This is a genomic window from Flavobacterium pectinovorum (assembly GCF_900142715.1).
GTDB lineage: Bacteria > Bacteroidota > Bacteroidia > Flavobacteriales > Flavobacteriaceae > Flavobacterium > Flavobacterium pectinovorum.
This window is the reverse complement of sequence record NZ_FRBX01000004.1, coordinates 29,516-48,671: the sequence shown is the minus strand read 5'-3', so window position 1 is coordinate 48,671 and position 19,156 is coordinate 29,516. Positions and strand designations below refer to the sequence as shown.

Annotated in this window: 9 protein-coding genes; all 9 read right to left on the bottom strand. The window is 35.5% G+C overall.

Going from position 1 to position 19,156, the window contains the following annotated elements; genetic code table 11:
- Positions 1–90: 90 nt before the first annotated feature.
- Entirely contained in the window at positions 91–1,659 is a 1,569-nt protein-coding gene (locus tag BUE22_RS13870; protein WP_073396686.1) for a glycoside hydrolase family 28 protein, read from the bottom strand.
- A 103-nt stretch (positions 1,660–1,762) separates the two neighbouring features.
- Positions 1,763–3,169 (bottom strand): glycoside hydrolase family 140 protein, encoded by a 1,407-nt coding sequence (locus BUE22_RS13865; protein ID WP_073395540.1) that lies wholly within the window; start codon positions 3,167–3,169, stop codon positions 1,763–1,765.
- A gap of 174 nt (positions 3,170–3,343) precedes the next feature.
- Entirely contained in the window at positions 3,344–6,499 is a 3,156-nt protein-coding gene (locus BUE22_RS13860) for a DUF6298 domain-containing protein (protein ID WP_243396752.1), read from the bottom strand.
- Positions 6,500–6,698: 199 nt separating this feature from the next.
- Positions 6,699–8,357 (bottom strand): polysaccharide lyase, encoded by a 1,659-nt coding sequence (locus tag BUE22_RS13855; RefSeq protein ID WP_243396751.1) that lies wholly within the window; start codon positions 8,355–8,357, stop codon positions 6,699–6,701.
- Between the two features lie 137 nt (positions 8,358–8,494).
- Positions 8,495–9,166 carry a DUF3826 domain-containing protein gene (locus BUE22_RS13850; RefSeq protein WP_052483701.1) on the bottom strand — a complete coding sequence of 224 codons (672 nt, stop codon included), beginning with the start codon at positions 9,164–9,166 and terminating at the stop codon, positions 8,495–8,497.
- 108 nt (positions 9,167–9,274) lie between these two features.
- Entirely contained in the window at positions 9,275–10,978 is a 1,704-nt protein-coding gene (locus BUE22_RS13845) for a polysaccharide lyase (protein ID WP_073395538.1), read from the bottom strand.
- A gap of 139 nt (positions 10,979–11,117) precedes the next feature.
- Positions 11,118–13,082, bottom strand: coding sequence for a RagB/SusD family nutrient uptake outer membrane protein (locus tag BUE22_RS13840; protein WP_073395537.1), 1,965 nt, complete (start codon positions 13,080–13,082; stop codon positions 11,118–11,120).
- A gap of 17 nt (positions 13,083–13,099) precedes the next feature.
- Positions 13,100–16,468 carry a SusC/RagA family TonB-linked outer membrane protein gene (locus BUE22_RS13835; RefSeq protein WP_042565760.1) on the bottom strand — a complete coding sequence of 1,123 codons (3,369 nt, stop codon included), beginning with the start codon at positions 16,466–16,468 and terminating at the stop codon, positions 13,100–13,102.
- A gap of 572 nt (positions 16,469–17,040) precedes the next feature.
- Positions 17,041–19,059: an aceric acid hydrolase gene (locus tag BUE22_RS13830; RefSeq protein WP_073395536.1), complete on the bottom strand. Its 2,019-nt coding sequence runs from the start codon at positions 19,057–19,059 to the stop codon at positions 17,041–17,043.
- Positions 19,060–19,156 lie beyond the last annotated feature (97 nt).

Here is a 19,156-nt window from a genome sequence, read left to right as displayed (position 1 = left end):
GTCCTGCAAGGTTTTCGAAACCTTGTAGGTATTTCTATGCGCACAAACTATACCTACAAGGTTTCGAAAACCTTGCAGGAAGACGAACTGCTATTCTGAAATCGCTTTTTTATCCAGGTCTTTTCCTTTTTTAACTGCGGTTGTTACGTTGTTAAAAACATTATTCTTCAGGAAAATACTTTTCGTTTCTTTTCCATCAGCTTCGATGAAAACATCGGTTGCATTAAATGGAAAATTATTATTAATCATCATATTCGAAACATTATCCAACTTAATAACCGGAACTCCTTTTATTGGTGTTGATGAACCAACATTATCTAAAATGATATTTTTTGAATCTGATATTTTGAAAGAAGAACCCACTGTTGCGTTTACTTTTACATCGTGAAATTCCACATCTGTTGCCGTACTTACCGTAAAACCTTCTTTTCCGTCCATATTAATATTCGAGAACGTTATGTTTTGAATTGGCATTTCGGTAATTCCTAAAATTTGTCCCGCTTTGTTTACATTCGATCCCGTAATATTGCTCATGTGAATGTTTCTGAAAATCGGTGTTTTCTCTGTCACAGGTTCAACTTTGGTGTCTTTATCGTAAAAAAGGCTTAATACAATTGCTTCTTCTTTGATGTTTTTCATTACAATATTATCGACGCGAATATCTTCTACAACGCCGCCTCTTCCTCGCGCTGCTTTGATACGAATTCCGCGATCTGTTCCGTCAAAAACACAGTTTGAAATCGTGATTTTTTTGATTCCTCCCGACATTTCACTTCCAATTACAACGCCCCCGTGACCGCTTAACATCGTGCAATTTGTAATAGTTACATTTTCTGTTGCTTTACCATATTTACGTCCGTCTTCATCTCTTCCTGATTTTATGGTGATACAATCATCTCCAACGCTGATATGGCAATTCGAAATATGAACATTGGTACAAGACGAAGGATTAATTCCGTCTGTATTTGGTGAATGCGGATTAAAAATTGAAATTCCGGTTACGGTCACATTATCACAAAATTCAGGATTTATCGTCCAAAAAGGTGAATTTTGAAAAGTAACGCCTTCGATTAAAATATTTTTGCAGCCATAAGCCTGAAAGAATGAAGGTCTGAAAAACTTTTTGTCAATCGTTCTTTTATAATAATCAGAATATACGATTCCCTTGTTTTGTTCTTCCCACATTTTTTGGTATTTTGTTTGCGGAATTGGTCCTTTAGCACTTTCAATTCTGTATACTTCATTCCACCACGCTTTTCCTTGTCCGTCGATTACGCCTCTTCCTTTTATGGTAATATTTTCTGCATCTTTCGCATAAAATAATGGCGAGAAAGATTTCATTACCAAACCTTCATAACGCATTTCTACATAAGGTAAATAATCATCAAAATTGTCTGAGAATTTCAAAAGCGCACCTGAATCTAAATGAATCGTAATGTTGCTTTTTAGTTTTAAAGCGCCTGTTAAATATTCCCCGGAAGGGAAAAAAATTGTTCCACCTCCATTTTTTGATGCTTTTTCAATAGCACTTTGAATGGCTTCGGTACATTTTATTCCTTTGTTATTTCCACCTTCGTTTAGGATATTCAGCCAGCCATCGTTTGCGAAAGCGGTGTTGAAAGTGGTTATGAAACAAAGAATGATTAATATATTTTTCATGTTTGTGTATTTTGTTTCACGCAGATTTTGCAGATTGCGCAGATCTTTATTCTCGTTTTTTGTCATTTCGAAGGAGGAGAAATGACAAGATTGGAGTTAGTCTTTATTTTGTTCTCAAAATCAAAACCCAATCATTTCCATCTTTTTTATCTCCCAATGGTTGAAATTCCTTTGTTCCTTTATTTTCTATAATTCCAATTTTGGTTTCTTTTCCGTTTCTCGGATTATACCAGCTTGCATTTACTTTATCTCCGGCAATTTTTCCCATATTCAGGATCATTTTTCTGCCGTTGTAGGTATAAATCAAAGCGTATTTTTCTCCTTTTGTGGCAACTAAATAATCGTATTTTTCTCCTTGATTAGTGATTAAGGTTTGATCTGGAATTCTTTCTAAATATGGAAAACTTAACATCAATTTTTTAATGTAAACCATTTGTCCGGCTCCGGGTGCGTTGATGGCAGAATTCCATAATTCTTTGTTTCCGTACGCTGGTTTATCGCCTTTTCTAAACATTTGCATTACAGCATTATGGCCGTATGTATAACCTGCAGCTCCTGCAAAAACCGACCAATATCCGTAACGACGAACATCATTTTCGGTCCATTTTGGCTGTAAAGTATCGTGTAAACCATGCGGAATTCCTTCGTAAGATGGTTCTCCGTCAAGCGTAGGTTTTGTTGGTTTTAAGGTTAAATCTCGCTGAACAAATTTGTAATTGTCTTCTTTGAAATTCGTTTTAATTGAATCCTGATCGTATCTTCTGTGACCTGATTGAAACATGTTAAAATCCAGCCAACTCGCATTATGATAATTTTCAGAAGAATCGGTTCTTCCGAAAGGGTGAAAAGTCACCAATTGATCCGGATTATTTGTTTTTAATGTATTTCCGATGGCGTTCCAGATATCCATAAACTCATTTCCGTGTGTGTCTCCGCCGTTTAACCAAATCACATTGGTTCTGTTTTTATATCTGTCGGCTAAAAACTTCGCATATTTTTCTGCTTGCTCTTTGCTGACTTTATTTCCTTTTGAAACATTTGTTCCCCAAACGGGAACCATTGCAACGTAGATTCCATTTTTCTGAGCAACATCCAAAGTGAAATCTACGTGATCCCAATAATCGTATTCATCCTTATTATTGAAATTATTTCCTGCAGTGGTTAAAGGTTTAGAAACGTCTTCGTTTATCAGGGCGGCATCTCCATAAACATTTACCGCGTTTATATTATGCAAAACCATCACCTGAACAACATTGAATCCTTTTGCTTTTCGATCCTGAAAATATTTATTTATGCTTTCTCTGTCTAATTTTCCAAATGCCAGCCAGCCTGTATCACCCAACCAAAAGAATGGTTTTTCGTCTTCGGTTATGAAATAATGCTGGTTTTTTGACACTTTAATTCTTGGTAAAGCATCTTTTGTTTTTTCTGCAGATTGAGAATATCCGCTTTGCGCTGTCAACAAAAAGCTTATACAAATTGTGTATAGATATTTAATTTTCAGATTCATTTTTGGTTTTGTTTTGAATTATGTTTTTTGGGCCACGGGTTTTGACGGATTGAACTGGTTTGCACTGGTTTTTTTTTTATTTCACGCAGATCTGGCAGATTGTGCAGATTTCATTTTATTCTTTAATTTTTAATTATATCTGCGCTAATCCGTTTAATCTGTGTCATCCGTGGGCTAATTTTTCTTTACTATAAAAAGTACTTTTTCTTTTATCTCTGATTGTGGAATTACAACTGTTTTTCCTCCTTTGATATTTGCTTTTTTGGTTAAATTTCCGGTTGCAGCGTTGATTGCGTACACTTCAAAATCTCCTTTGTATGCAGAAAGATCAAGTGAAACTTCTTTTTCATTTTTGATGTAAAAAAGATAACTTTTTCCTGTATTTTCTAATGTCCATATATTGTCTGAAAATGTATTTCCGGCAACTAATTTCATTTCGCTTAAAGCGGAATAAAACTCAGGAAGCACAATTTTGGGAATGTTTGGCAACGACGCTCCGGCCATTAAAGCCGGCCATCCAAATCTTGACGAACCATCTGTTGAATATAAAATGACTTTTTCAGGATATTTTTCTCTGTATTCACGAACGGCGCGATATACCTGATCGTCTGTTTCTTTTCCGGTTTTGAGTTTTCTTGCGTGTTGTCTTGGTGCTAAATTTTTCCCTCCTTCTGGCGCATAAGCCGATCCCTCTTCTTTATAATACCAATAGCGAATGTCGATTGCATCTACTGTTTTCGCTCTTTGGGCATCATTCAAAATAGCATCCTGAACATCTTTTGTAGCGCTTAAACCAATAATTGCTTTTTTACTGGTTTCGTCTTTCCATTTTTGAACTTCATCCAACCAGAATTCCATAAAGTGAAGCGGTCCCGTATATTCTGCACTTGTTAACTGAATTACGTTGCTGTTTTCCTGAAAATTTTCTAACGATTTACGAATAAATCCCTGATGTAATTTTCTTCTTGCAGGATTTGTAACATCATAAAATTGTTCTGCCATGAAGATACGCTTATCTCCTGCATATGGCGGAGGCTCTGGAAATCCTGTACTGTTTATATTGTTTGCTGAACGCCATGGTGAACTCGACCAATGTGCTCCAGCTTCAATGATATTATGTTGAAAATATTGCTGATTGATTAACAATTGTCCTTTGGTTTCGGCCAAATCAGCAAAAAGTGACAAGCGCTCCCAATACCAATCATTGAATTTCGTCAGGTCATATTTACTTAATTGGTCCCAGGCAAAATCCTGTCCGCTTCTGGCAAATGGCTGTTCGTAAAATGGCGGCCAAACATCGGCATCAAAACGGCGAACGCGTTCGTGATCGTCCATTCTTCTTTCGTACCATAAACCGTAATTATGTTCTAAAGCGATCATATTTTTGGTCGTCAAATAATCTGAAACTTCGTCGATATTATCTGTAAATCCGGTTCCGGTTCTTCCCGGAACAAATCTGGTAATATCCGGCAATGACTTCGAAATATCACTATCTCTCAAACTTCCTCTCCACCACGGCACGCTTAATCGATTTCCGGCGATTATTTTATTATCGTAAGTAAGCCAACCGTTTTTTACGATTACTTTTGTATTTGAAATTGTATTTTGTGCCGAATTTATCTTTAAATCATTAGCATTTTTAAGACCTGAATTGTTTGTGTCAATTGGATTTAATTTCGAAACTTCGGCAATCCATTCGATTAGACTTTCTTTTGGAGCGACTGAATTTTTGGTTAATTCCTGCGCCACTTCAACAGCCGGACTTGATGAAGGTTCTGAGCCGAGATCATAAATATGAGTATTTATGGGAAGTTTTTCCAATCTGCTTTCTAACTGTGCATAAAACAAACTCCTCGGATTGATATGACCGTTTACTTCTTTCCAATGACCGTCGCCAGCCATGATGCCACCCCAAGTTCCAAAAGCCCAGTTTTGTGCCGTTGGCGGATTATAACATTCTATTTTTGATGCCGATGTTTCCCAAATAACACTATTTGCGGCCGTCCAGCCTGCGCCTCGTCCGTTTTGTTCTCTGTTATTGTAACTTAAAGCGTGACCGTCGATATATGAAACTTCAAATAAAACTCCGGTTGCCCAACTGCCAATCGCGCCGCTGTTATTGAAAGGCAAATACGATTCGCATTGAATGAACACATTCGGGCCTGTTGTTCCAAATCCGCCCACGGCAAAATCGTGATAACCGTATTCTGAATAACAACGCTGAAATAAAGTTTGCTGGCCTTCGGTATAAAAAGTATGTCTTCTAAAACCTGCGATTTCAGAAACTGGTTCGGTTGCAATACAATCTTCAACTGTAATTTGCTGTGCCGATTTTAAAAGCGAAACTGCTCCTCCAGCAAAATGCTTGAAACTGACTTGTTTTACCCAGGCATTTTTTGTGTTTTCGATACTAATTCCAAACCATCTGTGTTCTTCGTCTTTTGGTTCTGAAGTATCATAAGTTGATTTTAAAAGGATATTTTCGATTCCGATTTGCTCAATTCTTCCTGACCATGAATAGGCTGTTACTTTTGCAGTTCCGTAAACGTCATCCAAAGTCATGGTTAACGGAGCGTTTAGTGTTACTTCATTTCCATTAATTTTGGTTACCACTCTGTTCCATGAAATATCCCAATCGTCTTTTTTCCAGCCAATCCAACCGGTTTCTGAGCCAAAATCATCCATTTTTAGTTCTTTAATCCAATTTGCGGTTAAAGGTTTTGTGATGATAATTTCATCAGACGGTTTTAATTTTGAGGCGTTTTTTAATTGAATTATTTTTGTTCCGAGTGGTGTATATTTTGTATTGAATTCGAAAGTTTCTCCTAACTTTTTATCATCAATTCCTAAAATTCTAATTACGGCTTCTCTTTTTAATCCGGTTCCTAATAAAATTGTTCCGTTTTCATTGTTTCCGCTTCCGCGTAAAACCACTCCGGATTTTTTGATGAATAATGTTCCGTTAATTTTAAAAGTTCCTTTGTCTAAAAGTACAGCACCTCGAAAACCTGATTTGTTTGGCTTTAGATTGCTTACATAATCAATTGCTGCCTGAATTCTTTGGGTTGCATCTTCTTCTTGTTTCGGAACAAAAATTTTATTCTCCACATTCGGAATCGCTTTTTCTGAAGCCATGTAGCCTGCATACGAAAAATCAGGAATTTGATTTCCTTTTGCGTCTGCGGTGAAAGAAAGTTTGCCTTCTTTGGTTTTTACGATGTCTGGAAATGTGTTTTGTGCTGTGATATTTTCACCAAAAGACAAAGCAAAACACATTAAAAGTAATGTGTTTTTAAAAGAAGCAATATTTTTTAACTGATTAAAATTCAATTCAATACTATTTTAAAATTTACATTTTCGAAAATCTTGCCATTTCGACGGAGGAGAAATCACACTAGAAGCTGAAAAAAGATTTGCGAATTACTATGTGTAGAATGGATTAAAATCCATCCCTACAATATGATCCGTTCCTCCGGAACTCTTATTATCTTTTTTCTTTTCTCTATATTCTTTATTCTATCTTCTAAATTTACTGCAATAATACTTTTGATAACGTATCGGTATTATTTTCAAATTTTGTCCAATCCGTTTTTCCTTTTGGATCTATATTATTAAAATATTTTTCAATATTGGTATAACCGTCTCCGTTTGCATCTTTATTTGCATCTGATGGATCATTTGGATTTAAACCAAATTTCTTTTCCCAGACATCTGCAATTCCATCATTATCAGAATCTTTATATGCTTTTCCTTTATATTCCGGATAACCTCCAACCTGATTTGGGTTCGTGATGATTCCTTTTTTATACGAATCTGCGGGTAATCTTCTTTTAATAAATTCTGTACCAATCGCATTTTCCAAACCATCTTTTGCTTCAATTTTTCCGGTGCGAACTTGTTTGATTATTCTTTCGTCGACTGCATCTCTTTTTGGCAAGGTTGCCCCAACATTTTTCAATACAAATTCATACGCTTCTTCTGCTTTCATAATTGTAATGTTTGGCATTGAAAACGGTTTTGGCTGTTTAATTAACTCTAAATAATTTTTAGTTTCAGCTTCTGAGTGATCCTCCAATTGTACGCCACCGTTCCAGTTGTCTTTTGTAACTTCTGGAGAACCAACGATATAATTTCCGTCAACATAGGCTCTTCCGTATGTTTGTGGTTTCATATATCCAGATTCAGGTTTTAAAATTCTGTAACGAATTGGCTGATCTGTTGGTGTAATTGGTCCCGGCTTGAAATAATTATTGATGATGTTGAACATCGAACGATAATCTCCTCCGTCAAGAGAACGATTCCACCAATTGAAAATCACATTATTCACAAAATTAAAATCACCATACATTCCGATAGACGCATTTCTTGAAATATTATCCGCCCACAAGTTACGCATAAATGTGCTGTTTAATCCACCAATTGTACTTCCGAAAGCGTGATTATACGTATCTAAACCTTCTGACGAAATGGTGTTTTGAATGGTAATATTACAAGTGGGTAATTTTTCTAATTTTGATTTATCATTGGCCTGAAACTGATGTCTGTATAAGGAAATGTTTTCGTCTAATCCCCAGCTTACAGAGCAATGGTCTACGATAATATTCCCGATTGGATTTCCTCCAAGTGCATCATCTCTACGGGTAACTTCTGTAGCACCTCTGCGAAAACGCATGTATCTGATGATAACGTCATGTGTATCAATTTCTAACGTTTCTCCGGCAATACAGATTCCGTCGCCTGGAGCAGTCTGACCTGCGATGGTAACATATGGAGCACGCATGCTGATTCTCTTTTTTAACTGAATAATTCCTGAAACATTAAATACAATTGTTCTTGCTCCAACGGCTTCACAAGCTTCACGAAAAGTTCCTTTTCCACTGTCTTCCAGACTTGTAACTACAAATATTTTTCCACCTCTTCCTCCTGGTGTAAAAGCGCCACCACCTTCAGCTCCGGGAAAAGCAGGAATATCGGCATGAACAAAATCTTTTGGATAAGAGGCCCACGGTAAATACGGACGTCCCAATTTTGCTTCGGCCTGAATAATATTAGAATTGCTTGTCCAGATTTCAGCTAATCTTTTTTCTTCATCGGCTAAAATCGCATCGGTTTTATCCTGAAGCGGTTTTGGAATTTCTGGATATTGCGCATACGCGGAAGAAAAGAAAGAACAAAATGATATGATCATTATTGTTCGCTTTATGCTGATTTTTAGAAATTTATTTTCCATTAGAATCTTATTATTTTTAGTTCTTAGTAATTAGTCCTTAGAATCGTACTCATTTTTAACTAATCACTAAGGACTAATTACTAAGAACTCTTAAATTATTTACCCGATTTGGCTTTTTCTCGTTCTTCCAAACGTTTATGCCAATCGGCACTTTCTTTATTTAGGTCGTAACCTTCTTTTGATAAATAATTATTGATTCTTCCTTTGTATTTTCCAAACCAGCCATGTTTTTCTTTGGATGATCCTCCATCCATTGCAAATTCTCTGGCTTCGACTAAAGCTTTGTAGATATAATCTTTTTGTTCTGCGGTTAAATTTGGCAGCATATCGTTGTAACCTGCAACGGTAATTGGCAATACGCCATAGGTCATTCCGTCTTTTACTGCTATTATTTTATCTTCTGATAATTGCGTTCCTAATTTTTTTAAATAAGATTTGTGCAGTTTTTCAATTTCTTTATCTGCAGTTCCTTTTAATTTATCAACTTTTTCATTTTGTATTTCTTTAGACAAACTGCTGTCTTCTTTTATTTTTTTAATTTCAGCATCTCTTCCATCCTGAATTTCGCTTAAGTCTCTAAATTGCTGTGCGATAATTTCTGTAACTGTTTTTTCTTTTTCAGGATTTGCCAAAGCAAGTTTGGTTACAATTTTAGCGGCTCTTTCGTTGGTAACGTTGATATATACCGGATCTAATTTTTTTTGTGCGATGCTATTAAAGAATACCAATAACATTAATAGTACACTTATTTTTTTTATTGATTTCATTTTTAATAAATTATAAATTACAATCACTATAAATCTGCGTGATCTGCTAAATCTGCATGCTAATTTTTCTCACGCAGATTTAGCAGATTCAGGAGATTTTTTTCTTTATTAATCTTGTAAAGACTTTGTTAGCGTCTCTTGATTATTACTTAAATCTTTCCAGTCTACTTTTTTAGTTGGATCGATTCCGTTAATGTAATCTTCGATGTTTGTATATCCGTCGTTGTTTGAATCTAGTTTGGCATCAGCTGGATCATTTGGATTTAAACCATGTTTTTTCTCCCATTTATCAGGGATACCATCTTTGTCTGTATCAACATAAGGTTTTCCTTTATATTCCGGATATCCTCCAACCTGAGAAATATCTGTAATGATTCCTTTTTTATAAGAATCCATCGGCAAACGTCTGTGTTCGAACTGATAAAATTCTTTTTTCTCTAATCCTTTTGCATATTCAGGAACTCCGGTTTTTACGGTTCTAACGATTCTTTCGTCTACTTTATCTCTGATTGGTAATGTTGCTCCAACATTTTTCAATACATATTCATACGCTTCGTCAGCTTTCATGAATGGACGAAACCACGGCATTGGAAAAGGTTTGTCGCTTTTCATTTTATCAAAATAAACTTTGGCTTCATCATAAGTCATTAATTCGCCTTTTTTATTTTCGATTTGAATTCCGCCATCCCAGTTGTCTTTGGTTACTTTTTCATTTCCGTTTACAATGTTTCCATTTACATAAGCTCTTCCAAAAACCATATAAGGCAATTTACTTCTTCCTGATTCCGGTTTTAAGATTCTGTAGCTAATTGGCTCGGCCAAATTAGTTACCGGACCTGGTTTGTAAAAGTTGTTCATGATGTTGTAGTTTGCTGTATAATCACCACCGTCTGTAGATCTGTTATACCAGTTGAAAACTACATTGTTTGCAAAATTGAAAATACCATTCCATCCAATTGAAGGATTTCTTCCGGCATTATTTGCCCACATGTTTCTAATAAAAGCACAATTTTCACCACCTAAAGTACTTCCGAAAGCATGGTTGTAAGTATCTAAAGCTTCTCCGAATAAACTGTTTTGAATTGTAATATTTACTGTACCTACTTTTACATCCGGATAACCCGCACCCGGACTGTACATATGTCTGTACATTGACATGTTTTCGTCCAATCCCCAAGTTGCAGAAACGTGATCGATCATGATATTTCCAACTGGATTTCCTCCAATGGCATCGTCACGACGACCTACGAAAGTTTCTCCTCTGCGGAAACGCATATGTCTGATTATTACGTCATGAGTATTGATCCAAACTGATTCTCCTGCCACACAAATTCCATCGCCAGGAGCAGTTTGTCCTGCAATAGTAATATATGGTGCACGAATGATTAGCGGACTTTTGATTCTGATAATTCCTGAAACATTAAAAACTATTATTCTTGCTCCACCTTTTTCGCACGCTTCTCGTAAAGTTCCAGGTCCGCTGTCTTCAAGACTTGTAACGGTGTAAATATTTCCGCCACGTCCTCCAAAAGTGTACATTCCGCCTCCTTCTGCACCAGGGAAAGCAGGAATTTCTGCCTGTGGTAAATCATTTGGTCTAGATGCCCACGGAATAAATGGTTTACCGTGTTTGGCTTCTTCCTCAATAATTACAAGCGCTTTTTCCCAGGCTTCATCTGAACGTTTTTCAGCTTCATCCATAATAACTTTGGATTGCGCCTGAACTTCAGGACTTATTTTGGGATACTGCGCAAAACATTGGAAACTTCCTAAAAACAATAGGAAAAGAGCCGATAAAGTGAAATTTTTCATACTAATTTTTAATTTTGGTAATTCTTTTTAAACAAATCACCTGTATTTTTTAGAAATACAGGTGAAATTGTTTGTCATTATTTTGATATTATATTGTATTAGAAATATCTAAAACGATTAGACGTTTCTATAATTTAATTTAATCCTGATAGTTGAAAGTTCCCTCTCCGCCTGAAGCATCTTTCCAGCCGATGGTTTGTGTTAACCATGGATTTTGAGATAAAACAGTATTTTGCAAGCCCATAATGTAGTAGTTAGGATTAAATTTAATCTGAACTGGTGCATTATTAACATTATCCATAGGTGTTGGCGGTGCTGCGAGTACAAAATTAGTAGTGTAAAATGTTGCCAAAGCTGCTAACTGTGTTTGAAAGCTAGCTGCGTCAGGATCTACAGAAATACTTGCACGAGAAGCCGTTAAAGGATCTGCACTTGTTGCTGTATTTTTGTATTGTAAATAATTCCCTGTACGTTGTGTCCCGTTTATTGGCTGTAAACCTAATTTACTAATAGTACTTCCGCTAGTTGTTCCCGGAAGTGTAGTGTTATCATAAAGCATCCAGCGTTGGATATCCCAAAAACGTTTTCCTTCGTAAGCTAACTCAACTCTTCTTTCGTATAAAACAGCTTCTATTGCTGCATATTTATCTGCCAATGTTCCAATCCCGTAATTGTTTCCAGCATCAATTCCTACTCTTTTTCTAATTCTTCCTAAATAAGCTGTAGCATTACCAGTTTGTCCAAGTGCTGCATAACATTCGGCAATATTTAATAATAATTCTGCATAACGGTATTCTAGAATATCGTTTCCTGAGTATTGAAAACTGCTTGCGTTAGTAGCTGTAACATCTGTCATTTTTCTAACAAATGCAGGACTTGTTTCATTATTCGAATCACTATAATAAACTTTTTTTGCATTATCTAACCAAGTGTAAGCCCAAACAACAGGTTTAGCGTTTTCTTTATAATCCCATTTAGCACCTGAAAAAGCAAATGTTCTGTAAAATCTAGGGTCACGATTTAAGAAGAAAAGAAAAGGATCATAATTCGCAGCTGTAGGTCTTCTTCCATCAGCCAATGGAAATAAATCGATCATTTCTTTAGGAGCTTCAAGAGCACCTGTTCCTCCCTGGCTTATTGGGCGAATAGCTTTCTCCCAAGAGTTATTCATTGCTACATTGCTATTTGTAACTGTTAAAAGCTGAGTTGTAATCGCTTCAGAACAGAAAGCATTAGCACCAAGTGCAAACATATTTTGCCAGTCTTTTGCTGAATTTCCATAAAGTCCGTATCCAGCTCCTGATAATACAGTCTCTGCTTCTAAACCAGCTTTTAATGCTGCTTCCCAACGATCATTAGAACCATCCCAATTTTTATTAAATAATGGGCTTGCGTATGTTAGTAATACTCTTGATTTTACTGCTAATGCCGCTCCTTTAGTAACACGACCGTATTCACCTGCCCAATTTGCAGGCAATAAACTTGCAGCCATATCTAAATCTTTTACAATTTGCTCTACAACCTGAGTTACTGTAGCTCTTGGCACTTTAATTTCTGGATTTACTGAATTTGGTGTCTGAATTTCTGTAACGATTGGAACTCCTCCATACACCTTCATTAAATCAAAATACTGAACAGCACGTAAATAATACAATTGTCCTTTTGCCTGATCGCGAAATGTCTTGTCTAAATTTGCTCCTTTTACATCGATTTCTGCGATGAAAGAGTTACAATCTCTAATTCTGTTATAAGGAACGTTATTGATTTTGTCTTCTAATTTTCCTCCGTAATAACCAGATCCGTCAGCCGCATTTACATATGTAATTGTTGGGTTAATAAGAGGTTGTATTCCTCCTACTTCTTCCGTCATTTTAGAATATACATCTGTAAAAGATCCTACCAAACTTTGATTTGGAGATTTAAAAGCCGAATAATAATCGAAGTAAACGTTATTAACGTACCAGGTCGCTTTTTCCTGACTTTGATAAAATGAGTCATCTACACTTCCGTAATTTTTCTTGTCTTCCAAAAAATTATCACTACAAGAAGTACTAAGCGCTGCGAGAAGTGCTATAGTTATATATTTATTAATTTTTAGTTTCATCTTCAGTATTAATTAAATTAGAATGTAATGTTTAAAGTAACCGCCCATGTTCTAAGCGTTGGATAATTCTCAGAAGAGCTATCGTACATATTGCGGTAGTGATCCGGATAAGGATTGTATAAATCCCAAAGGTTATTACCTGTTACCCCAACTGACCATTTTGCAATTTTAATTTTATCCAAAAGATCTTTTGGCATATCAAATCCTAAAGTTAAATTTCTCACTGTACAACGGAAAGTATCTAATTGCCAGAAATCAGATGGTACTGCTATATATTCCTGATTAGCTAAATTAGGATATTTTCCATCCAGGTTATCATCAGCATACATGTCGTTCCAGAAAGTTTCTCTTGCCCACATATTGTGTGTAGAACCTGTTCCTTGTTTTACAACATCTATTGCACGGTAACCGCCCCAAGATGTTCCAATTTGTGTTTTGAAGAAAAATGATTTATATCTTCCTCCTAAATTTGTAGTAAATCCGTAAGTTCTGTTACTATTAACCAATTTCACATAATCCTCATTTTTTTGAATTTGTCCGTTTGGTCCAGCCTGAGTACCGTCTTTATCATTGAATTGTCCTCCGGCATCTTCATAAGCCAACATTCCTCGTCTCATATTTGATACAGAAGAGATTCCCATATAATTTGGTGCACCACCTGCAGCAGTTGCACGTTCTGTTAAATAAGACCAATAATTGGCAACATCTTGATCTGTACGTAAGATACCATCTCCTGTTGAAGTTCCTTTCCATGTTTTGAAACCCCATTGTGGAAAAAATGTAGACTGTCCTGCTTGTACCAGATTATTTGATGGATGCATTAAAGGTGGCTCAGGGAATTTCTTAACTTCATTATCAGAATATCCAAAGTTCACTCCAACATTATAAGTGAAGTTTTGGTTGATCTTATCTTTCCAGCCTAAGCTAAATTCTGCTCCCCATGAATCAATTGCTGCGTAATTTTCTTCAGCATATCCTCCACCTACAGAAATTGGCACGCCTACTACTCCAGCCATCGTAGTTAACATATCCTTAGATTTATCATAGTAAAAATCAGCTGTTAAAGACAATCTGTTTTTTAATAAACTTACATCAAGACCTAAGTTATTTTTTATCGTTGTATCCCATCCTACATTCCTGTTTGGTTCTACTCTAGGAGTCACAGAACCGCCAAACAATCCTCCGTTTGATCCAAACTGAAAACCTTTGTCTGCATTTACATCATACAATTTCATCCATCTCCATGGACCAATATTATCATTTCCTGTTTTACCAATAGAGTAACGTACTTTAAGAAAATCGATCCAGGATACATTATCAGTAAACCAGTTTTCTTTTGAAACAATCCATCCTGCCTGAAGTGAAGGGAAGAATCCCCAATAGTTTTCAGGAGCAAACTTTGTAGATGCATCACTTCTAAAAAGGAACTGAAGCATATATCGTGATTTATAACTGTAATTAACACGTCCTAAATAAGATAATGTTCCCTGCTCTCCTTTTAATGCTGTTGAATTTGTAGTTAAAGTCCCTGCAGTCTGGTAAGAGCCTGCATAATCTTTACCTGTATTTTCAAATGCCAAACGTGTACTGTTAAACTCTGTTTCTGAACGTTCTACAGAGAACATTGCGCCAATTTCATGATTGTCAAATGTTCTGTTATAATCCATAAAGAAGTTGGCTTGTACCGATTTTGAATCAAAACTATCATAATAAACTCTGGCACTACGTGTATTGGTTTCAATTGAGTAATAATTATGAACGCCATCATTTGTAGTTGTTGGTAACGCTGCACTTGCTAAGTGATTATCTAATTTTTCGTAACCCATTATTCTTGCCAAATCATACGGTAACGCTACTTGTTCTGTACTTTCTGAAGTTTGAGTTCTGGAATAAGTTCCTTTAAGGGATAATCCTTTAATAAAAGGAACTTTCCAGTTAAGTGACATATTTACATTATAAGAAAAGTCACTTGAAATTTGTTTAGAACCATTGTTTAATGTGGCAAAATAATTATATCCTGCAATCGTATTGTTTGCATTTGCATTACCTAAAGTACCAGTGGTACGAGGAAACGGCGACATATAATATGGTTTGTCATTAACAATCGTTTCCCATGGAATGTATTTTGGCATGTGAAGCAAAAATCCGTAATCAGCCTGTTCTCCACCTGATGCAGAAGCATAACTACTGTCATTAATACCTGACGAAGCCTTAGTAAATGATTTTTCTATATCTCCTGAGTTCCCTGAAACAGCTGCCGAAAAATCTAAAGAACTTGTAATTTTTGCTGTCATTCCAGTACGGAAATTCCATTTATTATAATCTTGCTTTCCTAAGTTTGGTCCTTGTGTAAAGTAATTGATTCCTGCAAAATAGGTTGCTTTTTCTGTACCACCTGTTACATTTAAGGTATGTTTTTGCTGAATTGCCGGTTTCCAGGCTTCTTTTAACCAGTCATAATTCAAACCTTTCATTTCTTCTAATTCTGTTGGATTAAAAAGATATGATCCATTTGTACCTATATTATTTCCTCCTGTAAAAAATCTATTGGAAAAAACACCGTAATCATACGCGCTCATTGTTTTACTATGACTAACAGCATCGTTTACAGCAAACTGGCTAAAATAATTAAATGAAGGCACACCGCTTTTTCCTCTTTTAGTTTTTACTACAATTGCTCCTTGAGATGCACGAGAACCATAAATTGCCGCAGATGCGTCTTTTAACACTGTCATACTTTCTATCTCAGAAGGATCTAATCTGTTAAACGCTTCCATAGAAGGCCTACCAGTAGTTGGATCGATCTGAATCATATCGTCAATTACAATTAATGGTGTTTTTGAGCTACCATCTTTAGAAAAACCATACGTTTGACGAATCTCCAATGAACCTGAATCACCAGGACGTCCTCCTCCATCGATAACATTCATACCCGGAACCAAACCTCTTAATGCGTCAGATAAATTTGAAACCGGAAGCTCCTGAATATCCGAAGCATTTATAGTAGCAATAGCTCCGGTAAGTTTCTCTTTTTTCTGAGTTCCGTAACCTACAACTACAATGTTTTGTAACTCATTAGAATCTTCTGCTAGTTTAGCATTTACTATTGTACGACCTCCAATGGCTATTTCTTGTTTTCTCATTCCGATGAAAGAAAAAACTAAAGTTGCATTTGGCTTAACTTTAATTGAATATGAACCATTAAAATCAGTCGTAACCGAATTCTTTGTAGATTTCTCTGTTACGTTCACCCCTGGAAGCAATCCTGATACATTATCAGTAACTGTTCCTGTTACGGTTACAGTGTTTGAAGTTTGAGCATAACTCACTATGCTCATTAGTGCAAACAAAAGAAAACTACATCTCTTTAAAAGTGCTTGTTTCATAAATGTTTTGTTTTGGTTAGGTTATTAGTTTAGTCAGTTTTTCAAATAAAAGAAATATTGTATTTTGATTGTTTTAACATTAAAAGGTTAAATGTTAAAAATACATTTATTTATTTGTGATCCAAAAATATAACGATTGCGTATTACAAGTGTCCTGTGCTATCCTGTTTCAATAGTATTATCTGAAAAAAAACTACCTAAAAAAACAATATTAATAAAAAAAAGAAAGAAAAAATGTACGTAAAGGAAAAAACAAGAAAAAGGTTTGAACATTATTAAATATCCAAACCCTTTTTGAGTAAAAAACCGAAAAATAATCAGCAAAATTAATTGTAAGCTATTTATTCATTAAAAATCAGTTCATCTGTCGCTGACTTTAAGTGCGTTACATTTAATATTTTTATAAGAAAGAATTAAAATAAACAATACAAATCTGAATAAAAACCCTACAGAAATTAAAAAACAGCTAGTATAACACTAAATGTTAATTTTTATTGAAGTTTATCAAGCTTTTTTAACTTTTAAACGTAAATTCTTATTAATAGCATTTTGTAATCGTTTAATATAAACTTTTAATATGGCAGCCAAACCGTCATTTCACCTTTCCCGTCATTTCCCCACGCAAAATATGGAATCAATTTTAAGTTATATTCCTTAGTTTTTTTTGAAGATAAAGGCTGATAAAGCTTTTTATTCCAATCCGGATTCTGATCTGTAAATGAAGTTGCGTTTATAGTAAGCAATTTTCTATTGTTTAATTCTATAAAACTTGTTGTAAATTGAGAATTAGCATTTAAAACAACCTCATTAATACTTGTATTTGCAGGAAGCTGATTTGACTCTAAACAATAAACAATTGGGCCTCTTTTTACGGCAATTTGATTTTTTATTTCTTCCACCAGCGGATTTGCCTGCATTAATTCAACTGGCATTGGAATATTCAATTCGATAATATCTCCTTTTTTCCATTTCTGATTTATTTTAGAATAAGTTCCCGAAACAACCGCAGTATTGATTTTTTTATTATTTATTGAAATTTCGGCATTTTGACTCCAACCCGGAATTCTCAATAAAAAATCATATGCTGAATTTGGTGCTTTTACAATTTTCAACGTAATTTTTCCATCCCACGGATAATTCGTTTGCTGTTCTATTTCTATTTTCTCGCCGTTTGGCAAAGTTGTTTTTAAAGAATTACTTCCGTATAAATTCACATACAATCCTTCTTTTGAAAAACTATAAGCATAATTACTAACCTCAGCAATAGTTCTGGTCACATTTGGTGCGCAACAGTTAGAAAGCGCAATATACCCTTCACGCTCTTTGCTCCACCTTTGTTTAAAAGGCAAATCTTTAGAAACATTCAACGGATTATTATAACAGAATTTTGTTCCTTCTAAACTCATTCCTGATAAAACACTATTATAAAGTGCCAACTCTACAATATCTGCATATTTAGCATCGCCCGTAATTTGAAGCATTCTCCAATTCCATAAAACATTTCCAATATTGGCGCAGGTTTCTGTGTGAGCCGTAGCATTTGGCAACTGAAAAGGTCTGCCGTAAGCCTGATGAATTTTCTGCACATCGGTAGGATTATAAGATGTTCCGTCTGGAGAAACACCATCATACAAAGCCCCGCAAGCTCCGGTAATGTACATTTTTCTATAGATTACATCATCCCAAATTGATTCCAGATTGTCTAATAATTTCTTTTCTCCGGTTTCTGCATACAAATCTGCAACGCCAGCATAAAGATAATTTGCCCTTACGGCGTGACCCATTGCGGTGGTTTGCTGTCTAAACGGAATCCTGTCCTGATTATCATCGGTTCCGTCATTTGTGGTTCCGCGAATATCAATTAGATTATTCGCCAATTCGAGATATTTGGGATTCTTTGTTGTGCGATACATTTCGACAATTCCCATATAATGTGAAGGACAAATGGCATTTCGCGCCAATTCTGGTGAAGCTTTTTTGTAGAAATCATATAAATAATCTGCAACGCCTTTTGCAATATCCAAGAAGTTAGTTTTTCCGGTAGCGCGATAATGAATACAAGCTGCAGTCATTAAATGCCCCATATTGTATTTCTCAAAACCCAATTGCTTTTTTACTTCTTCCGGACCCAAAGTTCCCCAGCGTTCATCAATTAAAACCGGAGTATGAATATAACCGTCTTTGCGCTGTACTTTCGCAAAAAGCGCAATGGCTTTATCCATTTCCGCATCTAACTTCTTGTCTTTGGTTACAGCGTAAGTTGCCGCCATGCCTTCAAAAATTTTATAGAAATCACCGTCATGAAAAGAAGGTCCTTTAAAAGTTCCTTTGCTTTCTCCAGCTGCAATTTCAAAATTTTTATAAGCGTGCGAAATCGAATCGTTATGATACAAATCCCACATATAAGGTAACGTGTTTTTGGTTTCAACATCAAATTGTTCTTTCCAAAAACCGTCTGTCCATTTTACATCTTCTAGACTCACACTTTGCAATTTAGAATACGGACTGTTTGAATTGGCAACCAAACCTTTATTCTGAGCAAAGAATGAAGTTGAAATTAAAAACATTGATATGATGATATTCTTTTTCATTTTGATGATTTTGTATTGTGATGATTTGGAACGCGGATTTTTTTTATCTGTCTGGCTAAATCTGCATGAGAATTAGCACGCGGATGACACGGATTTA

Coding starts and splice junctions, on each gene's coding strand:
- BUE22_RS13850 (WP_052483701.1), bottom strand. CDS start 9,166: ATGAAATCAATAAAAAAAATAAGTGTACTATTAATGTTATTGGTATTC.
- BUE22_RS13855 (WP_243396751.1), bottom strand. CDS start 8,357: ATGATCATATCATTTTGTTCTTTCTTTTCTTCCGCGTATGCGCAATAT.
- BUE22_RS13845 (WP_073395538.1), bottom strand. CDS start 10,978: ATGAAAAATTTCACTTTATCGGCTCTTTTCCTATTGTTTTTAGGAAGT.
- BUE22_RS13830 (WP_073395536.1), bottom strand. CDS start 19,059: ATGAAAAAGAATATCATCATATCAATGTTTTTAATTTCAACTTCATTC.
- BUE22_RS13840 (WP_073395537.1), bottom strand. CDS start 13,082: ATGAAACTAAAAATTAATAAATATATAACTATAGCACTTCTCGCAGCG.
- BUE22_RS13865 (WP_073395540.1), bottom strand. CDS start 3,169: ATGAATCTGAAAATTAAATATCTATACACAATTTGTATAAGCTTTTTG.
- BUE22_RS13835 (WP_042565760.1), bottom strand. CDS start 16,468: ATGAAACAAGCACTTTTAAAGAGATGTAGTTTTCTTTTGTTTGCACTA.
- BUE22_RS13870 (WP_073396686.1), bottom strand. CDS start 1,659: ATGAAAAATATATTAATCATTCTTTGTTTCATAACCACTTTCAACACC.